Annotated in this window: 14 protein-coding genes, 1 tRNA gene and 1 pseudogene; 7 read left to right on the forward strand and 9 right to left on the reverse strand. The window is 62.7% G+C overall.

Translation table 11 applies throughout. The features are described 5' to 3' along the window. The first annotated feature begins 72 nt into the window (after positions 1-72). Positions 73-612: a TetR/AcrR family transcriptional regulator gene (locus KXD97_RS27105; RefSeq protein ID WP_260753919.1), complete on the forward strand. Its 540-nt coding sequence runs from the start codon at positions 73-75 to the stop codon at positions 610-612. Here KXD97_RS27105 and KXD97_RS27110 read toward each other — a convergent pair. Continuing rightward, positions 609-1,265: a TetR/AcrR family transcriptional regulator gene (locus tag KXD97_RS27110; protein WP_260753921.1), complete on the reverse strand. Its 657-nt coding sequence runs from the start codon at positions 1,263-1,265 to the stop codon at positions 609-611. The genes KXD97_RS27105 and KXD97_RS27110 overlap by 4 nt on opposite strands. 359 nt (positions 1,266-1,624) lie before the next feature. On the opposite strand from KXD97_RS27110, the gene KXD97_RS27115 reads away from it, so the two are divergent. Further along, positions 1,625-2,107, forward strand: coding sequence for a cytochrome P450 (locus KXD97_RS27115; protein WP_260753922.1), 483 nt, complete (start codon positions 1,625-1,627; stop codon positions 2,105-2,107). 61 nt (positions 2,108-2,168) lie between these two features. Then, a protein-coding gene (locus KXD97_RS27120; RefSeq protein WP_260753923.1) for an IS3 family transposase occupies positions 2,169-3,307 on the forward strand; the annotation gives its coding sequence in 2 pieces (ribosomal slippage) (positions 2,169-2,439 and positions 2,439-3,307; 1,140 coding nt in all). Positions 3,308-3,913: 606 nt separating this feature from the next. On the opposite strand, the pseudogene KXD97_RS27125 reads toward KXD97_RS27120, so the two are convergent. Further along, positions 3,914-4,787, reverse strand: a pseudogene (locus KXD97_RS27125) (IS5 family transposase). 76 nt (positions 4,788-4,863) lie between these two features. Between KXD97_RS27125 and KXD97_RS27130 the strand changes: the two are divergent. Beyond that, positions 4,864-5,604 carry a hypothetical protein gene (locus KXD97_RS27130; RefSeq protein WP_260753924.1) on the forward strand — a complete coding sequence of 247 codons (741 nt, stop codon included), beginning with the start codon at positions 4,864-4,866 and terminating at the stop codon, positions 5,602-5,604. A gap of 41 nt (positions 5,605-5,645) precedes the next feature. On the opposite strand, the gene istB (KXD97_RS27135) is transcribed toward KXD97_RS27130, so the two are convergent. Both istB (KXD97_RS27135) and istA (KXD97_RS27140) read right to left on the reverse strand, forming a co-directional pair. Then, positions 5,646-6,446: an IS21-like element helper ATPase IstB gene (gene istB, locus KXD97_RS27135; protein WP_260751888.1), complete on the reverse strand. Its 801-nt coding sequence runs from the start codon at positions 6,444-6,446 to the stop codon at positions 5,646-5,648. Further along, on the reverse strand, positions 6,443-7,972 hold the full coding sequence (gene istA, locus KXD97_RS27140) for an IS21 family transposase (protein WP_260751889.1): 1,530 nt from the start codon (positions 7,970-7,972) through the stop codon (positions 6,443-6,445). Before istA (KXD97_RS27140) ends, istB (KXD97_RS27135) begins: the two co-directional genes overlap by 4 nt. 171 nt (positions 7,973-8,143) lie before the next feature. Here istA (KXD97_RS27140) and KXD97_RS27145 point away from each other — a divergent pair, with 171 nt between their 5' ends. Beyond that, on the forward strand, positions 8,144-8,653 hold the full coding sequence (locus KXD97_RS27145; protein ID WP_260753926.1) for a tetratricopeptide repeat protein: 510 nt from the start codon (positions 8,144-8,146) through the stop codon (positions 8,651-8,653). 13 nt (positions 8,654-8,666) lie between these two features. Here KXD97_RS27145 and KXD97_RS27150 read toward each other — a convergent pair whose 3' ends face one another. The 3 genes from KXD97_RS27150 to KXD97_RS27160 form a co-directional block, all read right to left on the reverse strand. Next, positions 8,667-9,281, reverse strand: a complete 615-nt coding sequence (locus tag KXD97_RS27150; protein WP_260753929.1) for a metallophosphoesterase — start codon at positions 9,279-9,281, stop codon at positions 8,667-8,669. Beyond that, on the reverse strand, positions 9,278-10,060 hold the full coding sequence (locus KXD97_RS27155; RefSeq protein ID WP_260753932.1) for a nucleotidyltransferase domain-containing protein: 783 nt from the start codon (positions 10,058-10,060) through the stop codon (positions 9,278-9,280). The genes KXD97_RS27150 and KXD97_RS27155 overlap by 4 nt, the downstream gene beginning before the upstream one ends. A 289-nt stretch (positions 10,061-10,349) precedes the next feature. Next, the gene (locus KXD97_RS27160; protein WP_260753934.1) at positions 10,350-11,753 is read right to left on the reverse strand and encodes an IS1380 family transposase; all 1,404 of its coding nucleotides are present in this window, start codon (positions 11,751-11,753) and stop codon (positions 10,350-10,352) included. A 172-nt stretch (positions 11,754-11,925) separates the two neighbouring features. Between KXD97_RS27160 and istA (KXD97_RS27165) the strand changes: the two genes are divergently transcribed. Together istA (KXD97_RS27165) and istB (KXD97_RS27170) are read left to right on the forward strand one after the other, a co-directional pair. Next, positions 11,926-13,548 (forward strand): IS21 family transposase, encoded by a 1,623-nt coding sequence (gene istA, locus KXD97_RS27165; protein ID WP_260753010.1) that lies wholly within the window; start codon positions 11,926-11,928, stop codon positions 13,546-13,548. A gap of 1 nt (position 13,549) precedes the next feature. Continuing rightward, positions 13,550-14,350, forward strand: a complete 801-nt coding sequence (gene istB / locus KXD97_RS27170; protein ID WP_070351813.1) for an IS21-like element helper ATPase IstB — start codon at positions 13,550-13,552, stop codon at positions 14,348-14,350. Between the two features lie 410 nt (positions 14,351-14,760). On the opposite strand, the gene KXD97_RS27175 is transcribed toward istB (KXD97_RS27170), so the two are convergent. Next, positions 14,761-14,835 (reverse strand) — tRNA-Val (locus KXD97_RS27175). Positions 14,836-14,881: 46 nt separating this feature from the next. Beyond that, positions 14,882-15,346 carry a peroxiredoxin gene (locus tag KXD97_RS27180; protein WP_260758172.1) on the reverse strand — a complete coding sequence of 155 codons (465 nt, stop codon included), beginning with the start codon at positions 15,344-15,346 and terminating at the stop codon, positions 14,882-14,884. Position 15,347 lies beyond the last annotated feature (1 nt).

Raw genomic sequence — 15,347 nt, forward strand, 5'->3', positions numbered from 1 at the left:
AACGGATCACACCAACCCGACTCGAGAACCGGGTGGACTCAGTAACGGGGACTCGCCAACTCGATCGATGCGGTGGCATCACGGGCCGGCGTCGGGCGGGCGACCGCGTATTCCTACTTCGCCAGCAAGGACGCCATCATCGTCGAGTTGGCCGACGCGCTGGAGCGCAGCCTCGAAAGCCTTACTTCACGTATGGGACCGCTGGGCGCGGAACCCTACGGTGTCGCCAACCTACGCTGGTGGATAGGCGAATTCGTCGATCTCTATCTGCAGAACTCGGCACTTTTCTTGTTGTGGACCGAACTCCTACCCGGCCGGCCCGAACCGATTGCCCCGTCGGGCGACCTGGTGATCCGCTTCGCCGAGACGGTCAGACTCCGATCGCGACCTGGCCCAGAACCCCGGGTCCCAGACTCGACCGATCTTCCCACGATCTGCCTGGCCGTGCTGTCGTCGATCGAGCGAATCGGCGAATTCGCGAACCTGGCACCCGCGGTGTCGCAACCGCTGATCGATGCGCTGACCGCCAGCGTGCAGTGCACCCTGTACCCGCACACCACCGCCGAGCAGTTATATTTCGGACTTGGACGGGATTCATTCAGAGGCAGCTAATCGCCGCTGGCCAGAAGTGTTTGTGCACGGGCGATTCCGTCCAGCATCACCTTCATTGTCCGGGTCACCGACCTCGTGTCCGCCGATGACGCACCCGGCGCGCCGACACCGAAGGCGTGGAACGGAAACCGATCGATCAGCGCGTAGATGACAAGAAACGTCGCGTCGGCGTCGACATCGGGACGCGCTGCCAGATGAGAACGAAGCTTGTTACGGGGCAACGCTGACGATTGTGTCGCCATCCGCATCAGGATCGGGTCCTGACGCGCTTCCTCCGCCCAGATCCGCGCGATCCCCGCGTACCGTTGGTAGACCCGCACATAGTGCTCGATCACCAGGTCCTGCTCACCGGCACCTGACACCACATTGGCATACAGCCGATCCATCACCGGAGTCACCTCGTCGGTATAGACCTGCACCAGAACGTGCAACACGTCGCGAAGATCCGCGAAGTACCGATAAAAAGTTGCACGTGATACTCCAGCGGCAAGCAGAACATGCTCGACAGTGATGTCTCGCCAACCTTTTTCGGACAGTTGCCTGATCGACGCGTCCAGTAGGGCCTCGATCGATCTCATCCCCCGAGGCCCAGCCGATGACCGCGCCGACGCGAGCCGCTCGCGCCGGCTGATTGTAGCTGCGTTGGTCGCCATCTACTCATCGTAAACAGCGGTGCAACGGCAGATCCGACATTTATGTATAGATAACGGGAAGTCCACATGCGGCGGCACCTTGGATGACATGACGATTTGCCTGTTCTTGGAGTCGCAGAGTCGCTATCATCCTGTGACAGCCGACAATTCGCTTCCAGCACGTATGGAAGTCAGTCGGCGCGACATATCGATTCTCCGCCATCGCCGATGGAGCCCATGTGACCAACAGCCCCTCCTCCACCGTCGGGACATGTCCCGTCATCCCCGACTTCAACCCGTCCGCGGGTGGACGTCGCCCTTTCGAGTGGGTCACGACATACGACCAACTCAGGGCCGAGCACCGTTGGATTCGGAGCGAGGTGGGCCCACGAGGATTCTTCGTACCCACCCGCTACGAAGACATCCTCGAGGTGTTGCAAAGCACCGACCGCTTCTCCAACTCCGCCGTGACGATCTTCGATCCGGATCCCAGCTACCGGTGGATTCCATTGATGCTCGACCCGCCGGAGCACGCCGAATGGCGAAGGCTGTTGGCACCCTTCTTCTCCCCCAAGGCAATCAAACGGCTGGACGACAAGATTGCTTCCAGGGCAATCGAATTGATCGACCCTCTGATCGCGCGCGGTGAATGCGACTACCTCACCGACTTCGCCCAACTGTTTCCCACCACGATATTCCTGGAAATATTCGGCCTCCCGATCTCCGAGCTGAACCGGTTCATGGGCTGGGTTGTCGCGATCTTGCACGGTGACCCCACCACGCCCGACGGGCACGCCAAGTTCCTCGCAGCCATGGGCGAGGTCGTGTCGTACTTCGAGGAACTTGAGGTGAGCCCTCTGTAGTGGTCCAGTCGTTGTGGGACTCTGTTGCCCGAGTGTTCGGGTAGGAAGAATCGACAACGACATGGCATCGAACAAGCGCCGGCGGCATACGCCGGATCAGATCATCCGCAAGCTCGCCGAGGGCAACAAGCTGCTCGCGTCGGGCCAGGAACTGGCCGAGGTGTGCCGGCACCTGGAGATCGCGGAATCGACGTGGCATCGCTGGCTGGCCCAATACGGGGGCATGAAGGCCAACGACGCCAAGCGCCTCAAAGAGCTCGAGGCCGAGAACGCCCGGCTCAAGAAGCTGGTCGCCAACCAGGCTCTCGACATCGACATGCTCAAGGAGATTTCGTCGGGAAACTTCTGACCCCGAACCGCAAACGCCGCGCAGCGACCATGCTGCGTGAGCGGTTCGGGGTGTCGCAGCGCCGCGCCTGCACCGTGGTCGGTCTGCACCGCTCCACGATGCGCTTGACGCCATCACCGATCACCACCGAGGAAGCCGAACTACGGGCCTGGCTGCGCTGGTTCTCCATCGACCGGCCCCGCTGGGGATGGCGCCGGGCTGCCAAGATGGCCCGCCGAGCGGGCTGGAAGATCAACAACAAGCGCATCCGCCGGCTCTGGCGGGAGGAGGGCCTGCGGGTGCCGCAACGGCGCCGCAAGAAGCGGTTGACCGGCATCGGTGTCGCCGTGGGTGCGATGTCGCCGATTCGCCCGAACGTGATCTGGGCGATGGACTTTCAGTTCGACACCACTGCTGATGGGCGCACCATCAAGATGCTCAACGTCATCGACGAGTTCACCCGCGAAGCACTGGCGATCGAGGTCGCCCGATCCATCGACGCCGACGGTGTCGTCGAGGTCTTGGACCGCCTCGCGCTGGTGCACGGCGCACCGGTCTACGTACGTTTCGACAACGGCCCCGAATTCGTGGCGCACGCGGTGGCTGATTGGTGCCGATTCAACAGTGCCCGATCACTTTTCATCGATCCCGGCTCGCTGTGGCAGAACGCCTTCGTCGAATCATTCAACGGCCGACTGCGCGACGAACTGCTCAACTCGTGGCGCTTCGACTCTCTGTTGGAAGCCCGGGTGATCATCGAGGACTGGCGCCGCGATTACAACGCCAACCGGCCCCACTCAGCCCACGGCGAACTCACCCCTGCCGAGTTTGCCCTACAGTGGTCGGCGACCCACCAACCGAAAGTCGCATAACGGCTGGACCACCAACTGGGTCCCCCTCATTTGGATCTGACTGGTCGCGTTGCAGGACCGAGGCGTCGTTGCTCAGGTGAGGATGACGTCTTGCACGGCGATGCGGTGCCCACGCATTCCCGTCACGTCTGTGCGTCCGCCGCGACGGGCTCGCAGTCCAGACGGCAATTGGGCGCATCGGTCGGTCACATCCTCCGGGTATACGGAAATGTCTACGACGAAACCTTAACGACGGCCGCGATACGCTGCTTGGTAGGTCGCACTCCGCTCAACTTGACTGAATGAGCAAAAAGAAAACACGTATGTGCCAGAAGTCGCATCCGCGAACGACAGGCAATGGATGTGTCCACTCAAACCGCACCATGCAGGCACCACCGTTGAGTCGCGGGGGTAATGTGCGCCTATGCCAGACTCCCTTCCGCTCCATGTGTTCGTCGCCACACCCGGCGACGTCTCCCCAGAGCGAACGCTAATTTCAACCTGCATCGACGAACATAACTCGCGACAGGGGTCAACTGGTGTCAAGTTCAAGATGGTGGGGTGGGGAAGCGTTCGTGGAACAGCTCGAAGGCCCCAAGAGGCAATCAACGAACTAGGTAGTGTCTGTTAATTGCGGACGCGGTGATAGATGATGATCGCAGCTAGGGTGACGCCCCCGAGGTAGCTCAGCGCGTATTTGTCGTATCGGGTGGCGATACCTCGCCAGTGCTTGAAGCGGTTGAAGGATCGCTCGACGGTGTTGCGGTGCTTATAGATTCGCCCGGAGAACGCCGGTGGCCGTCCGCCTTTGCTTCCCCGGCTCTTTCGGCGGGCGATCTGGTCGCTGCGCTCGGGAATGGTGTGGGCGATTTTGAGCTGGCGCAGTCGGGCTCGGGTCGAGTCATGGGAGTACGCCTTATCGGCGAGTAGCCGAAACTTTGGGCCCTGATGGGCAGTCAGCAGTGGCCACAGCATCGGGTTCTCGCCGGCTTGCCCCGGCGACAGTGCCATGGTGACCGCGCTGCAGCGTTGATCGGCCAGCGCGTGGATCTTCGTTGTCAGCCCGCCGCGTGAACGGCCGATGGCATGGTCATCGGGCTCATCGGGGTGTTTGTTGTAATTCGACAGATCCCCCTGTGTGGCGACCAGGGCGGGCACCAGCGGCATGCTGATGTACACGCACGCTGGTCGAATCCACCGCCAGCAGCAGTTCGACCAGCTCAGCGTCAGCGTCATCGACATCGATGTCACGGGAGATCGCTGCGAAGATCTGCGCGTAGGTGCCGTCGGTGGACCACCGCAGGTGACGTTCAGCCACCGACTGCCAGGCGCCGAACTGCGCGGGCAGATCGCGCCACGGAGATCCAGTCCGGTAACGCCAGATAATTCCTTCCAGCGTCACCCGATGATCGTTCCACGGCCGCCCGCGCCGTCGACCCGAAGGCAGTACCGGCTCAATCACCGACCACAAGTCATCAGAAATCACATCAGTCCGTAACACTTAAACAGCATCAGGCACAACATCGTTCACATTAAGCAGACACGCCCTAATCGGCGAGTCGCATTACTTGATTACGATGTTCAAGGAGTCTTGGGGAAGCGAACCAGGGAGCCCCTGGGGATTTACATCAGGCACCGAGGAAGAACTGTTTACCGGATTCTTGGAGCTTGGCCGGCCTGAACAGCCGATGCGAGACGTATGGGTGGCATTTTTGCCCGCCACGTCACCTGATTCAAGAATCAAATCGCTCCAGGACCAAATGTCTGCCAGTCACGCGGTGATGTACGAAAAGCCTTCTGATCTCCGCGACTTGAAGTCCAAAATCGCTGACCGCCTCGAAGGGTGGGCGGTCACCAGCACATCTAGGAAAGTGGCCCGACACGTCGAGCTACTCCCAACATCTGGAAAGGACATCCTTCGGGCGGCGAATCTGCGCCGTGATGGCGAGAAGCTGGTCGAACTCGGCCAGCCGGGCAGTGGTGGAGACAAGCTGAAAGAGGCCTCAGCAATTGGAGGGCCGCCAGAACAGCTCGCATATGCCAGATTTCTCGAGCGTCGGGGCGATCTTGACGATGCGCGATTGGTGATCGAGCGAACAATAGAGTACTTCGCAACGGGCCCAGGCGTTCTGCACTCAGCTTTGGCTGCGGAGACCTTTTCCGCTGACGCCCGCATATTGCGCCGTCAAGGCGACGAAGTTGGTGCAATTGGCCGATTGCAGCGTGCACTGACCCTCCTGGTGGATACCGACCCGTTCTCGACCAGGGTCAAGTGCCGCATACTCGACGACCTCGGGATCATGCGTTTCGTCAAGTGATTTGGCCCCACCGTCGTCATGAATTTTGGCCCCAGCTTGGGTCAGTCGGCGCGTTTGGCTCGGGTGGCGGTTTTGCTGGTGCGTAGTCGGTAGGACTTGGTGCCGGTTTCGAGGATGTGGGCGTTGAAGGTGACGCGGTCGACGATGGCAGCAACGAGGCGGGGGTCGGGGAAGACGGTGCCCCACTCGCTGAACGGCAGGTTGGTGGCAATCGCCACGGACGCGCGTTCTTCGCGTTCGGTGATGATCTGGAACAGCAGTTCTGCTCCGCGAGGGTCGATTTGGACGTATCCGAGTTCATCGAGACAGAGCAGATCCAGGCGTCCGTAGCGGGCAACGACCCGGGACAGGATGCGCTCGTCGGCGGCTTCGACGAGTTCGTTGACCAGTTGCGCGGTGGTGACGTATCGGACTCGACGGCCCTGCTCGCAGGCCGCCAGCCCCAGCCCGATGAGCAGATGCGATTTGCCGGTTCCGGAGTCCCCGAGCAGCACAACCGGCTCGCCGGCATCCATGTAATGCCCGGCGGCCAGCTGCCCCAGCAGCGCCGGGGTGATGCCGGGTACGGCGTCAATGTTGAACTCCGCCAACCGTTTCAGCCGCGGGAACTTGGCGTCGTTGATGCGCCGGGCGCGGCGCCGTTCAGTGCGGTCGTCGACTTCGGCGGCCAGCACCTCGGCGAGGTAGCGCAGATGGGTGTGGCGTTCCCGGTCGGCGATCTCGGCCAGGCGGGCGGCTTCGGTGCGCACCGTGGGCAGGTGCAGTTCGCGTGCCGCGGCGCCGATGGAGGCTTGCGCGGCGGCATCAGCGGTCGCCGGCTTGGTGGTGGCGGTGGTGGTCATGAGTCACTTCCGGTCAGCAGGTCGTCGTAGTCGGTCAGCGAGGGTGCGGGCCGGTCGTAGCGGGCCAGGGCACCGATCGCAGCGATCGGCGCCTGCGGGGTGGTGTCGCGGCGGGCTTCGATGATCACCGCCTCGGGATCCAGGCATCCGGAGGTGACCGCGCGGTCCATCGCGGTGATCAGCGCGGCCGTCGGCAGGCTGCGGTGCGCCAGCAGCACGGTGATCAGAGCGCGGGTGCCCTTGGCGTCGCCGCGGGCGGTGCGGGCGGCATCCCAGTACCGCTGATGGCTGGTGGTGAACACGCCGCGGGCCTTGGCCTGGGCCAGGGCGGTCGCCCCGGGCAGCGCCCCAGGTTTGGTGGCCAGGACCTCCAGGTAGTGGTCCAGGGCGAGGACTTCGACGTAGCGTCCGGCGGCACGTTCGTGGCGGGCCACCAACCGGGGACCGTCATAGATCTCGACGCTGCGGGCGGCCAGACGCACCGGTAGACGCCGCCCGGCGTAGCGGGCCGGCACGGAGTAGAAGCATTGCCGCACAGACACTCTGGCCCGATTATCAACCCGCGCGTGCAGCAGCCTCGCGCAGTCGAACCCCTCAGCCGGCAGCCCCATCAACGCAGCGGCCTCGGCGGCGAACGCCGCCCCGACAGTGATCGGGCGCCCGGTAATCACCCGGTCGTCGTCGAGGACGTCGGCAGCGGCGATCACCTCGTTGAGCTCGGCCAGGGAGGCGACCGTGGGGACCGGGACGAGGTGGCGTCGCCGGAACCGGCCGATCTCACCTTCCACACCGCCCTTCTCATGCGCTCCCTCGACGCCTGGGCGGCAGAAGAACGAGTCGAACCCGTAGTGACTGCGCAGCGCGGTGAACCGTTCAGACTCGGTACGGTCGCGACCTTTGAGGACCCGGATCACCGCCGGTTTGAGGTTGTCATACCGGATCCGGGCCGGCACCCCACCGAAGTACTCGAACGCCAGGACGTGGCCCTCCAGGAACGCCTCCTGGGCCTGGGTGGCGAACGCGACGTGAAATGCTTTGCCCGAGTGGGACAGTCGCATCACGAACATCCAGCACTTCACCACCAGACCGGCGATCGTGGCGTAGAACTCACCGAAATCGACCTCCGCCTCGGCACCGGCCTCATGGGCCTGCGGGACCGACACCTCCTGCTGGTCCAGGCCCAACTCGACCCGCCGACGCGCGACATACCGCGACACCGTCACCTCCGCACACGTAGCCCCATGCTCGGCGACCAGACGCTGCCAGATCCGCCGAGCGGTGTGGCGTTGCTTGCGCGGAGCCTGCTTGTCGGCGATCAGCCAGGCGTCGATCACCGACACCCACTCATCGATCGCCGGCCGGGGCCGCGCCGGATAGGCCTTGCGCGGCGGGGGCACCGCATCAGCGAGTGCCTGGCGCACCGTCCGCCGATGGGTGCCATGGCGATCTGCTAACTCACGGATCGACAAGCCCTCGCGCCGCCGGTCCTTCCTGATCTTCTCGAACAGCTCCACGCGTGACCGCATCCTGACCGACCTCCCTGACGACCGCCAGGGACGACGGTGCGACAGGAAAGATCTGAACGAGGGTGGGGCCAAAATTCGTGACGACACACCGCCCCACCCGGCCGGAAACGCTCACCCACCCACCGGGGCCAAAATTGGTGACGAACACCGACCAAAGTGGGGCCAAGTCAGGTGACCACACTCAGGATCGCCTACCAGGACACCAAAGACTATGACCTAGCGCTGAAGCAGTTCGAAACCGCGTACGAGATTCGCAGCCAGGAGGGCGAACCCGTCGAAATAGCTCAGTCCCTAGTCAACATAGCGCGCGTCCGCGGGCGAGCCGGCGACCATGAAGCTGCAGAAGAATTCGCAAACAGGGCGCTAGCCGACCTGCGAGATTTGCCGCCCGATACATTGCGCGCGAACGCAGAAATCTTACTCGCACAAACGTTGCTCAGGCTAAACAGGGCTACGGAGGCAATCGAGAACGGCGAACGCGCTGTCGCAATAAATCAGCAGATTGGCAACCGACAAGGTGAAGCGATCGCACACCTCGTGACAGCCCAGTGCAGTCGGTCTGCAGGGCGAAGGGATAAAGCAATATCCCATGCCCAACAATGTCTGGAGCTCAATACAGCTATGGGCAATCAATACGGACAAGACCGAGCGAAGTGGCTGTTAGTCAAGCTCGGTGCGTGAGTTCACGGGTAAGTTAGTCCTGAATAGGCGTTCCGTCAGCTCTCACCTGAAAATAGTCTAACGCCGGCCACAAGAAAGCTGTTAATCGGCCCTCAGCGAATGATCCGCAACCGGTATCGATTCGGGCACCGTCCCGATCGATCAAAGGCGCTGCACCAACCGATATATGAGCTGACACTTTATAGCGACCTCCCGCGCTCGCAAGGGGTATATGCGAAGCGACAACATCCGCATGCTCGAATCTGTCCGGCATGCGACGAAGGAACTCAACATGCGCTTCCGGAATCCGCGACTTGAATTCAGCTAGTACATCAGGCCCGGCCGGGCGTTGCAAATATGAATGTATTGTCCTCGCTCCCCCGATCTTGAGAAAATGTGTCAAACTTTCAGTATCAAGTGCTTCGAGAAGAACCTTCTCATGGTTACCTTTCAATAGCACCATGGGCACTCGCTTTGATTCTTGAAATAGGATCTCAATCACGCCGGCCGAATCGTTGCCCTTATTTATATAGTCTCCAAGGAGAACAATCTGATTAATACCTTCCCCCTCAAGGAGAGGGAGCAAACCGCGAAGGGCAACAGAATTTCCGTGTATATCGCCGACAAACGCGATTAAATTCTTACTCACAGGAGAATTTTATCCACTTCCGCATAACCAGTATCTGCTCCAACCAGCCCAAGCGCCATAAAACCAATCGCCAAGAGATCGCCTCCGTGGTCCCATTCGTTGACTATGAGCGCTTCGAGGGAGCCATGGGGATTCAGAGGTAGCTCGCCAAGGAGCGACTCAAGACGGATTAGACATTCCCGAAGGTCTGCCGCCTCGGGTGGACCGACGTGTCGCGAGGCGAGGAGCTGCACCAGTGACGGATCATTATGGCGAACCGCAATCTCTCGCACCGAAAAACAGGGGTCACCAGCGGCAATTGCTCCAGCGTAGAGGCTGCTCCGCAACAAGTAACGGGCCTCGCGCAGGAGGCCAGCGAGGTACTTCGGTAGATCAGTGTCCAGAGCACCGAAAACCTTCGACATGTTCTTGACACGGCTAAAGAGCCGTGTCGTGTCGACCTCACCTAGCTCGTCTATCAGGCCCTGCAGGCGCCCCGTCGGATCCGAAACTATCTTCGCATCGCGCCGTAAGTGCGCGCCGAAAAGTGTACCTACACCCGACTTCAACTGATCGGACGTGTAATAGCTGATATTTACAAGTCCTGAATAGGTGCTTGGCGATGTTCGTCCGGAGAGCGCTAGGAGATCCACGTCGGAGCCCTCGATCGAATCCCCGCGAGCTCGACTGCCATAGACCAATAGCCCTTGCACACCAGCCGGCAGGTCAGGTACGTCCTGAAGAACTTTCTCGGGGATACCTAAACTGCGCAGCGCCTCCAGGACGGCTTCTCGCTGCAATCTGCTCCTCCGGGCTATCTGGGGTTTCAGTCGAATCACAGCGTATCGGAGCGCATGTCGGTGACCTTACCGGCGTGGAAGACGGAGTACGTCCTGGAGGACATAACTCCGTAGACGCGACGATCCCTACGCCATCACCCCGTCGGCGTATTAGCCTGAATCCGTGGATCGACCTCCCTGGTGGGACTGGGGGGACTTCCAGTGGCTGGGTTTGGTGCGGGTAGGAGGGAGCCGCTGGTTTGCCCAGCTTTTCCTATGGTGCTCGGTCAGGGCCCCGGTGGGCCGGCGGTCAGGGGGTCGCAGCTTGCGGTGGGCTGTAGCCGATGGTGTTGCGCCACAATGTGAGCCAGTGTTCGGTCCAGGGCCAGTGGCTTGGTAGGTGCAGAATGGGTCGGCGTTGCGGTCGGACCAGCCGGGCGGGGATGGTGATGATCTTGCGGCGCAGGGTGGCTGCGCGGGCCACCGCGTGGGCGCCACCGGCGAGCACGCCAGCGGCACGCAGCAGGTTGTGGGCGATCGCAGCGCACAGGATCCAGGCCGAGTTGGCCCCAAATCGTCCCGACGGCATGTGCGCCAAGGGTCCGTCGATCAGATCGGCGAACACCGTCTCGATGATCGCGTGGCGGCGGTGGGTGATGTCGGCTTCGGCGGTCGGGAGGTCGGTGTTGGTGAAGAACGGGTGATACCGCCACACCGGAAACAGCGCATCAGGGAAGCGGGCGTCTTTGACCCGACGCACGATCAACCGTGCGGTAATCGGGTTGTCAGTGGAGGTGAAGGCGGTGTGGGCGATCTCGGCGACTTCGGCATCAGAGATCCAGGCTCCGTTGTCGGGATCAAGGACCGCCCCGGGGTATTCCACGGGGACCCAGGCGCTTTCGTCAATGGACTCGATGGCCGCCGCAACAGCGCGAGTTTTGGTCAGCACCAACGAGAACTGAGCACCGGCGCGGCGGCAGGCTGCGGCCACGGTGCTGTTGCCGTAGGCCGAGTCGCCGCGCACCAAGATCTGGCCGGTGACCCCGGCGGCGCGGGCTGTGGCGATGGCTTGGGCGACCATCCGGGCCGCGCCCTTGCCCGAGTTGGTTTTACCGGCCCGCAACCGGGCACCGGCGATCACCGGCGCGCCGGTGGCAGTGCTGATGGTGGTGACCAGCGGGGACAGACCCTTGCGCAGGATCTGCTTGCCGGCGATTTTGGTGCGCCCGTAGGAGGCGCCCTGTTTGGCGTGGCCGTACACCGGACGCAGTAAGGAGTCGATATCGATGAACGTCCGCTCACTGGCGCCGGGCAGCAGATCGACCCGTGTGCAGAGCTCAGCCAAGTGCTCGCGCAGAACCGATTCGAGTTGCCGGGCATGCCCGAAGGTGAACTCGCGTAACAGAGTTCCGATTGTCGAGGGCGCGTAGACACCGTCGAACAATGTCTTCATCCCTCCTGACCGCACGATGTCGAGGTCATCGATGCTGTCGGCGCCGGCGCACATCCCGGCGATCAGCGTGCTCAGCTTCGGCGCTGGGTTGGCCGCGCCCGACTTGATCCTCGGCTCGGCGATGAACACCTTGTCGGTTAAAAGCTGCGGCAAAGCAGTCTGGGCAGCCAATGCCATCACCGGGACCAATCCCGCGCAGGACACGAGATGCTCATCATCAAAGACCGCCGCCGACGCAGCGAACCTATGGGACACTTGCACTGGAAGTGCCTTTTGTCGTCTGCCAGGAGGATGGGACCAGTGTGAGCTGATTTTGCCAGGGTGATGGGACCACCTGGATTGCCAGTTATGGGACCACCGGCGCGTCGCGTCGGTGGTCCCTTCATCTGTTCGTTTGATCGCCGTGACGGTCGAAGTCACGGAGGCGGCGGGCATGGCTTTTCGGGAGGTCAGTGTGAACGAGATCAGGGAAGTGCTGCGGGTGTGGCTGGGGGTCGCCGGGCTACCGGCACCGGGCTACCGCACGATCGCCGCGCATTGCGGCGTGGACCGCAAAACTGTGCGCCGCTACGTCGAGGCTGCGCAAGCGGCTGGTCTGCACCGCAGCGACGGCGTTGAGGCCGTCGATGACGGGTTGATCGGGGCTGTCGCCGACGCGGTGCGCCCGGTACGCCCGGATGGCCACGGCGCAGCGTGGGAACAGCTGCTGGGGTTCGAGGACCAGATCACCGCGTGGGTGGCCGGCGAGGGTGAGCAGCGTCCGTTGACGATCACCAAGATCGAGACCCTGCTGGCCCGTCAGGGGTGCGTGGTGCCGTATCGCACGTTGAACCGATTCGCCGGTGAGCGTTGCGGTTTCGGCCGCAAGGACACCACGGTGCGGGTCGCCGACGGGGATCCCGGGGTGGAATGCCAGATCGATTTCGGCTACCTCGGGATGCTCACCGACGCCGATGGTGGGCGGCGCCGCAAGGTGCACGCGCTGATCTTCACCGCCGTCTACTCCCGGCACATGTTCGTGTGGCTGACCTACTCGCAGACCCTGGTGGCGGTGATCGCCGGATGTCAGGCGGCGTGGGAGTTCTTCGGAGGGGTGTTCGCGGTGCTGATCCCGGACAACCTCAAGCCGGTGATCGCCGCCGCTGATGCGGTCAATCCCCGATTCACCCAGGGGTGGCTCGACTACGCCGGTCATGTCGGGTTCCTCACCGACCCGGCTCGGGTGCGCTCCCCAAAGGACAAACCGCGAGTGGAGCGTGCGGTGCAGTACGTGCGCCGAAACTTCTGGGACGGTGAAACATTCGCCAGTATTGAGCAGGCGCAGCAGGCTGTCACCGTGTGGTGTCTTCGTACTGCCGGGACCCGCATCCACGGCACCACCTGCGCACGGCCGGTGGAGGTGTTCACCACCGAGGAGCAACCGCTGCTGCTGGCGGTGCCGGGGGCCTACGACGTGCCGGTGTTCAAAGCGGTCAAGGTGCACCGCGACTTCCACGCCGAGGTCGCCAAAGCCCTCTACTCGCTTCCTGAGCAGTGGATCGGGCACACCCTCGACGTGCGTGCTGACGGTGAGCTGGTGAAGTTCTATCACCGCGGTGTGCTGGTCAAAGTCCATCCTCGTCAGCCTGCGGGAGGCCGCAGTACCGACCGCGCTGATCTACCCGAACACAAAGTCGGTTACGCGCTGCGGGACTTAACGACGCTGATCGCCACCTGCGCCGCCTATGGCCCGAACGTCGGGATCTACGCCGAACGCATCCTCGACGATCCGCTGCCGTGGACGCGGATGCGCACCGTCTACCGACTCCAGGGCCTGGTGCGCCGTTACGGCGCGCAGCGTGTCGAGCAGGCATGTTCGGTGGCACTGGATCTCGACGTCGTCTCGGTCAACAAGATCGCCTCGATGCTCGAGCGCGCCACCGAGAACACGATCCCGGCACTGCCGCTGGCCGTCGGCCAAACCGCTACCCGGTTCTCGCGCGATCCATCCGAATTCGGCACCACCTCAACATCATTGACCGTCATCGCCAATGCCGACTCCGAGGAGACCTGCTGATATGACCACTACCAACCGCGTGGCCGCAGACCCGGTCGGCGCCGACCTGCTCCGACTGCTCAAAGCGCTCAAGCTCGGCGCCCTGGCCGACACCCTGCCCGAACGGGCCGCACTGGCCCGCCAGCACAAACTCAGCCACATCGGATTCCTCGAAACACTTCTTGCCGACGAAGTATCCCGACGCGAATCCCGATCAGCCGCCCTGCGGGCGGCCAAAGCCGGACTCGACCCGACGATGCGCTTCGACTCCTGGACCGCACAACAGGACCTGCGCTACGACCGTACCCTGCTCGGCGACCTGACCTCGCTACGATTCCTCGACGCCGGACAGTCCGCAATCATCCTCGGGCCCGTGGGCGTAGGCAAAACACATCTGGCAACAGCACTGGGGCACTTGGCCATTCGTCGCCGCCACACCGTCCTGTTCGCCCGATCCGACAAACTGTTCACCCGGCTACGCGCCGCCCGACTCGACCACACCGTCGACGCCGAGATCCGCCGACTGGCGGCCGTCGACGTCCTCATCATCGACGACTTCGCGCTGCGACCCCTCGACGCCACCGAAACCAGCGACTTCTACGAAATCGTCGTCGAACGCCACCAAACCAAGACCACCATCGTGACATCAAACCGGGAACCCGCCGAATGGCTGACCATGACCGCCGACACCCTGCTCGCCCAATCAGCCATCGACCGACTCACCGCTGCGGCCCACACCCTGGTCATCGAAGGACCGTCCTACCGCCAACGCACCCGACCCGGTCAGCTTGACCCAGAGGGACCCGACGAGCATCCTCGATAACGCGCCACGGTGGTCCCATCCCCCTGGCAATCAGGTGGTCCCATCACCCTGGCAAGCGACACCTTTCCGAGTTGTGCCGATAAGTGCGTAAGGAACACTCATCATCACAGCTCAGAGGGCACTTTCCTCATATCGACACCCGCCTACCAGGCAATTCATCGGTGGATTCAGGATTAGACAACGCCCGGCGATGGGTCAATCGGACGTGGACGAAGCCGTGCACCCCGAATCATGACCAGCACGCAACAACTTTCTTCCCACACCTGCTGAGCGCGTCGAAGAAAAGATTGGGCGAGCTCGCAACTAGCTTGGCGCGCACGCCGCGGGTGAGGGCCGGACGGCTTGGCACACTCTTGGCACAACGGGGGTTTTGCAGATTTGGGCCGAAACCCTCTGAACTGCGGGTTTGATGGTGGGCGCGGACGGTATCGAACCGCCGACCGCTGGTGTGTAAAACCAGAGCTCTACCACTGAGCTACGCGCCCGATCCCGGGCAGGCTACACGGCGCAGCCGCCCAACCGGAAATTCCGTCAGTCCGTGTCCAACGCGTTCAGCGCCTGGGTCCACACCGCCTGATCCCTGGCCTCGCCGGGCTCCTTGCACTCGGCGAAGCGGATGATCCCGGCACGGTCGATGACGAAGGTGCCGCGGTTGGCGAACCCGGACGCATCGTTGAACACCCCGTAAGCCTGGCTGACCTCGCCGTGCGGCCAGAAGTCCGACAGGACCGGAAACCGGTAGCCCCGGTCGGTGGCCCACACCTTGTGTGTCGGCGACGGGCCCACCGACACGGTCAGCGTCGCGGTCTCATCGTTGACGAAATCACCGATGTGGTCCCGGATTTCGTCGAGCTCACGCTGACAGACCCCGGTGAACGCCAGCGGGAAGAAGACCAGCACGACGTTCTTTGCGCCACGGAAAGCGCCCAGCGTCACCGGCTGGTTGTTCTGGTCCTTGAGCGTGAACTCCGGTGCGGTTTGGCCGACGGAGAGCATC

Origin of the sequence: Mycobacterium sp. SMC-8, from assembly GCF_025263565.1 — a bacterium.
Taxonomy (GTDB): Bacteria; Actinomycetota; Actinomycetes; order Mycobacteriales; family Mycobacteriaceae; genus Mycobacterium.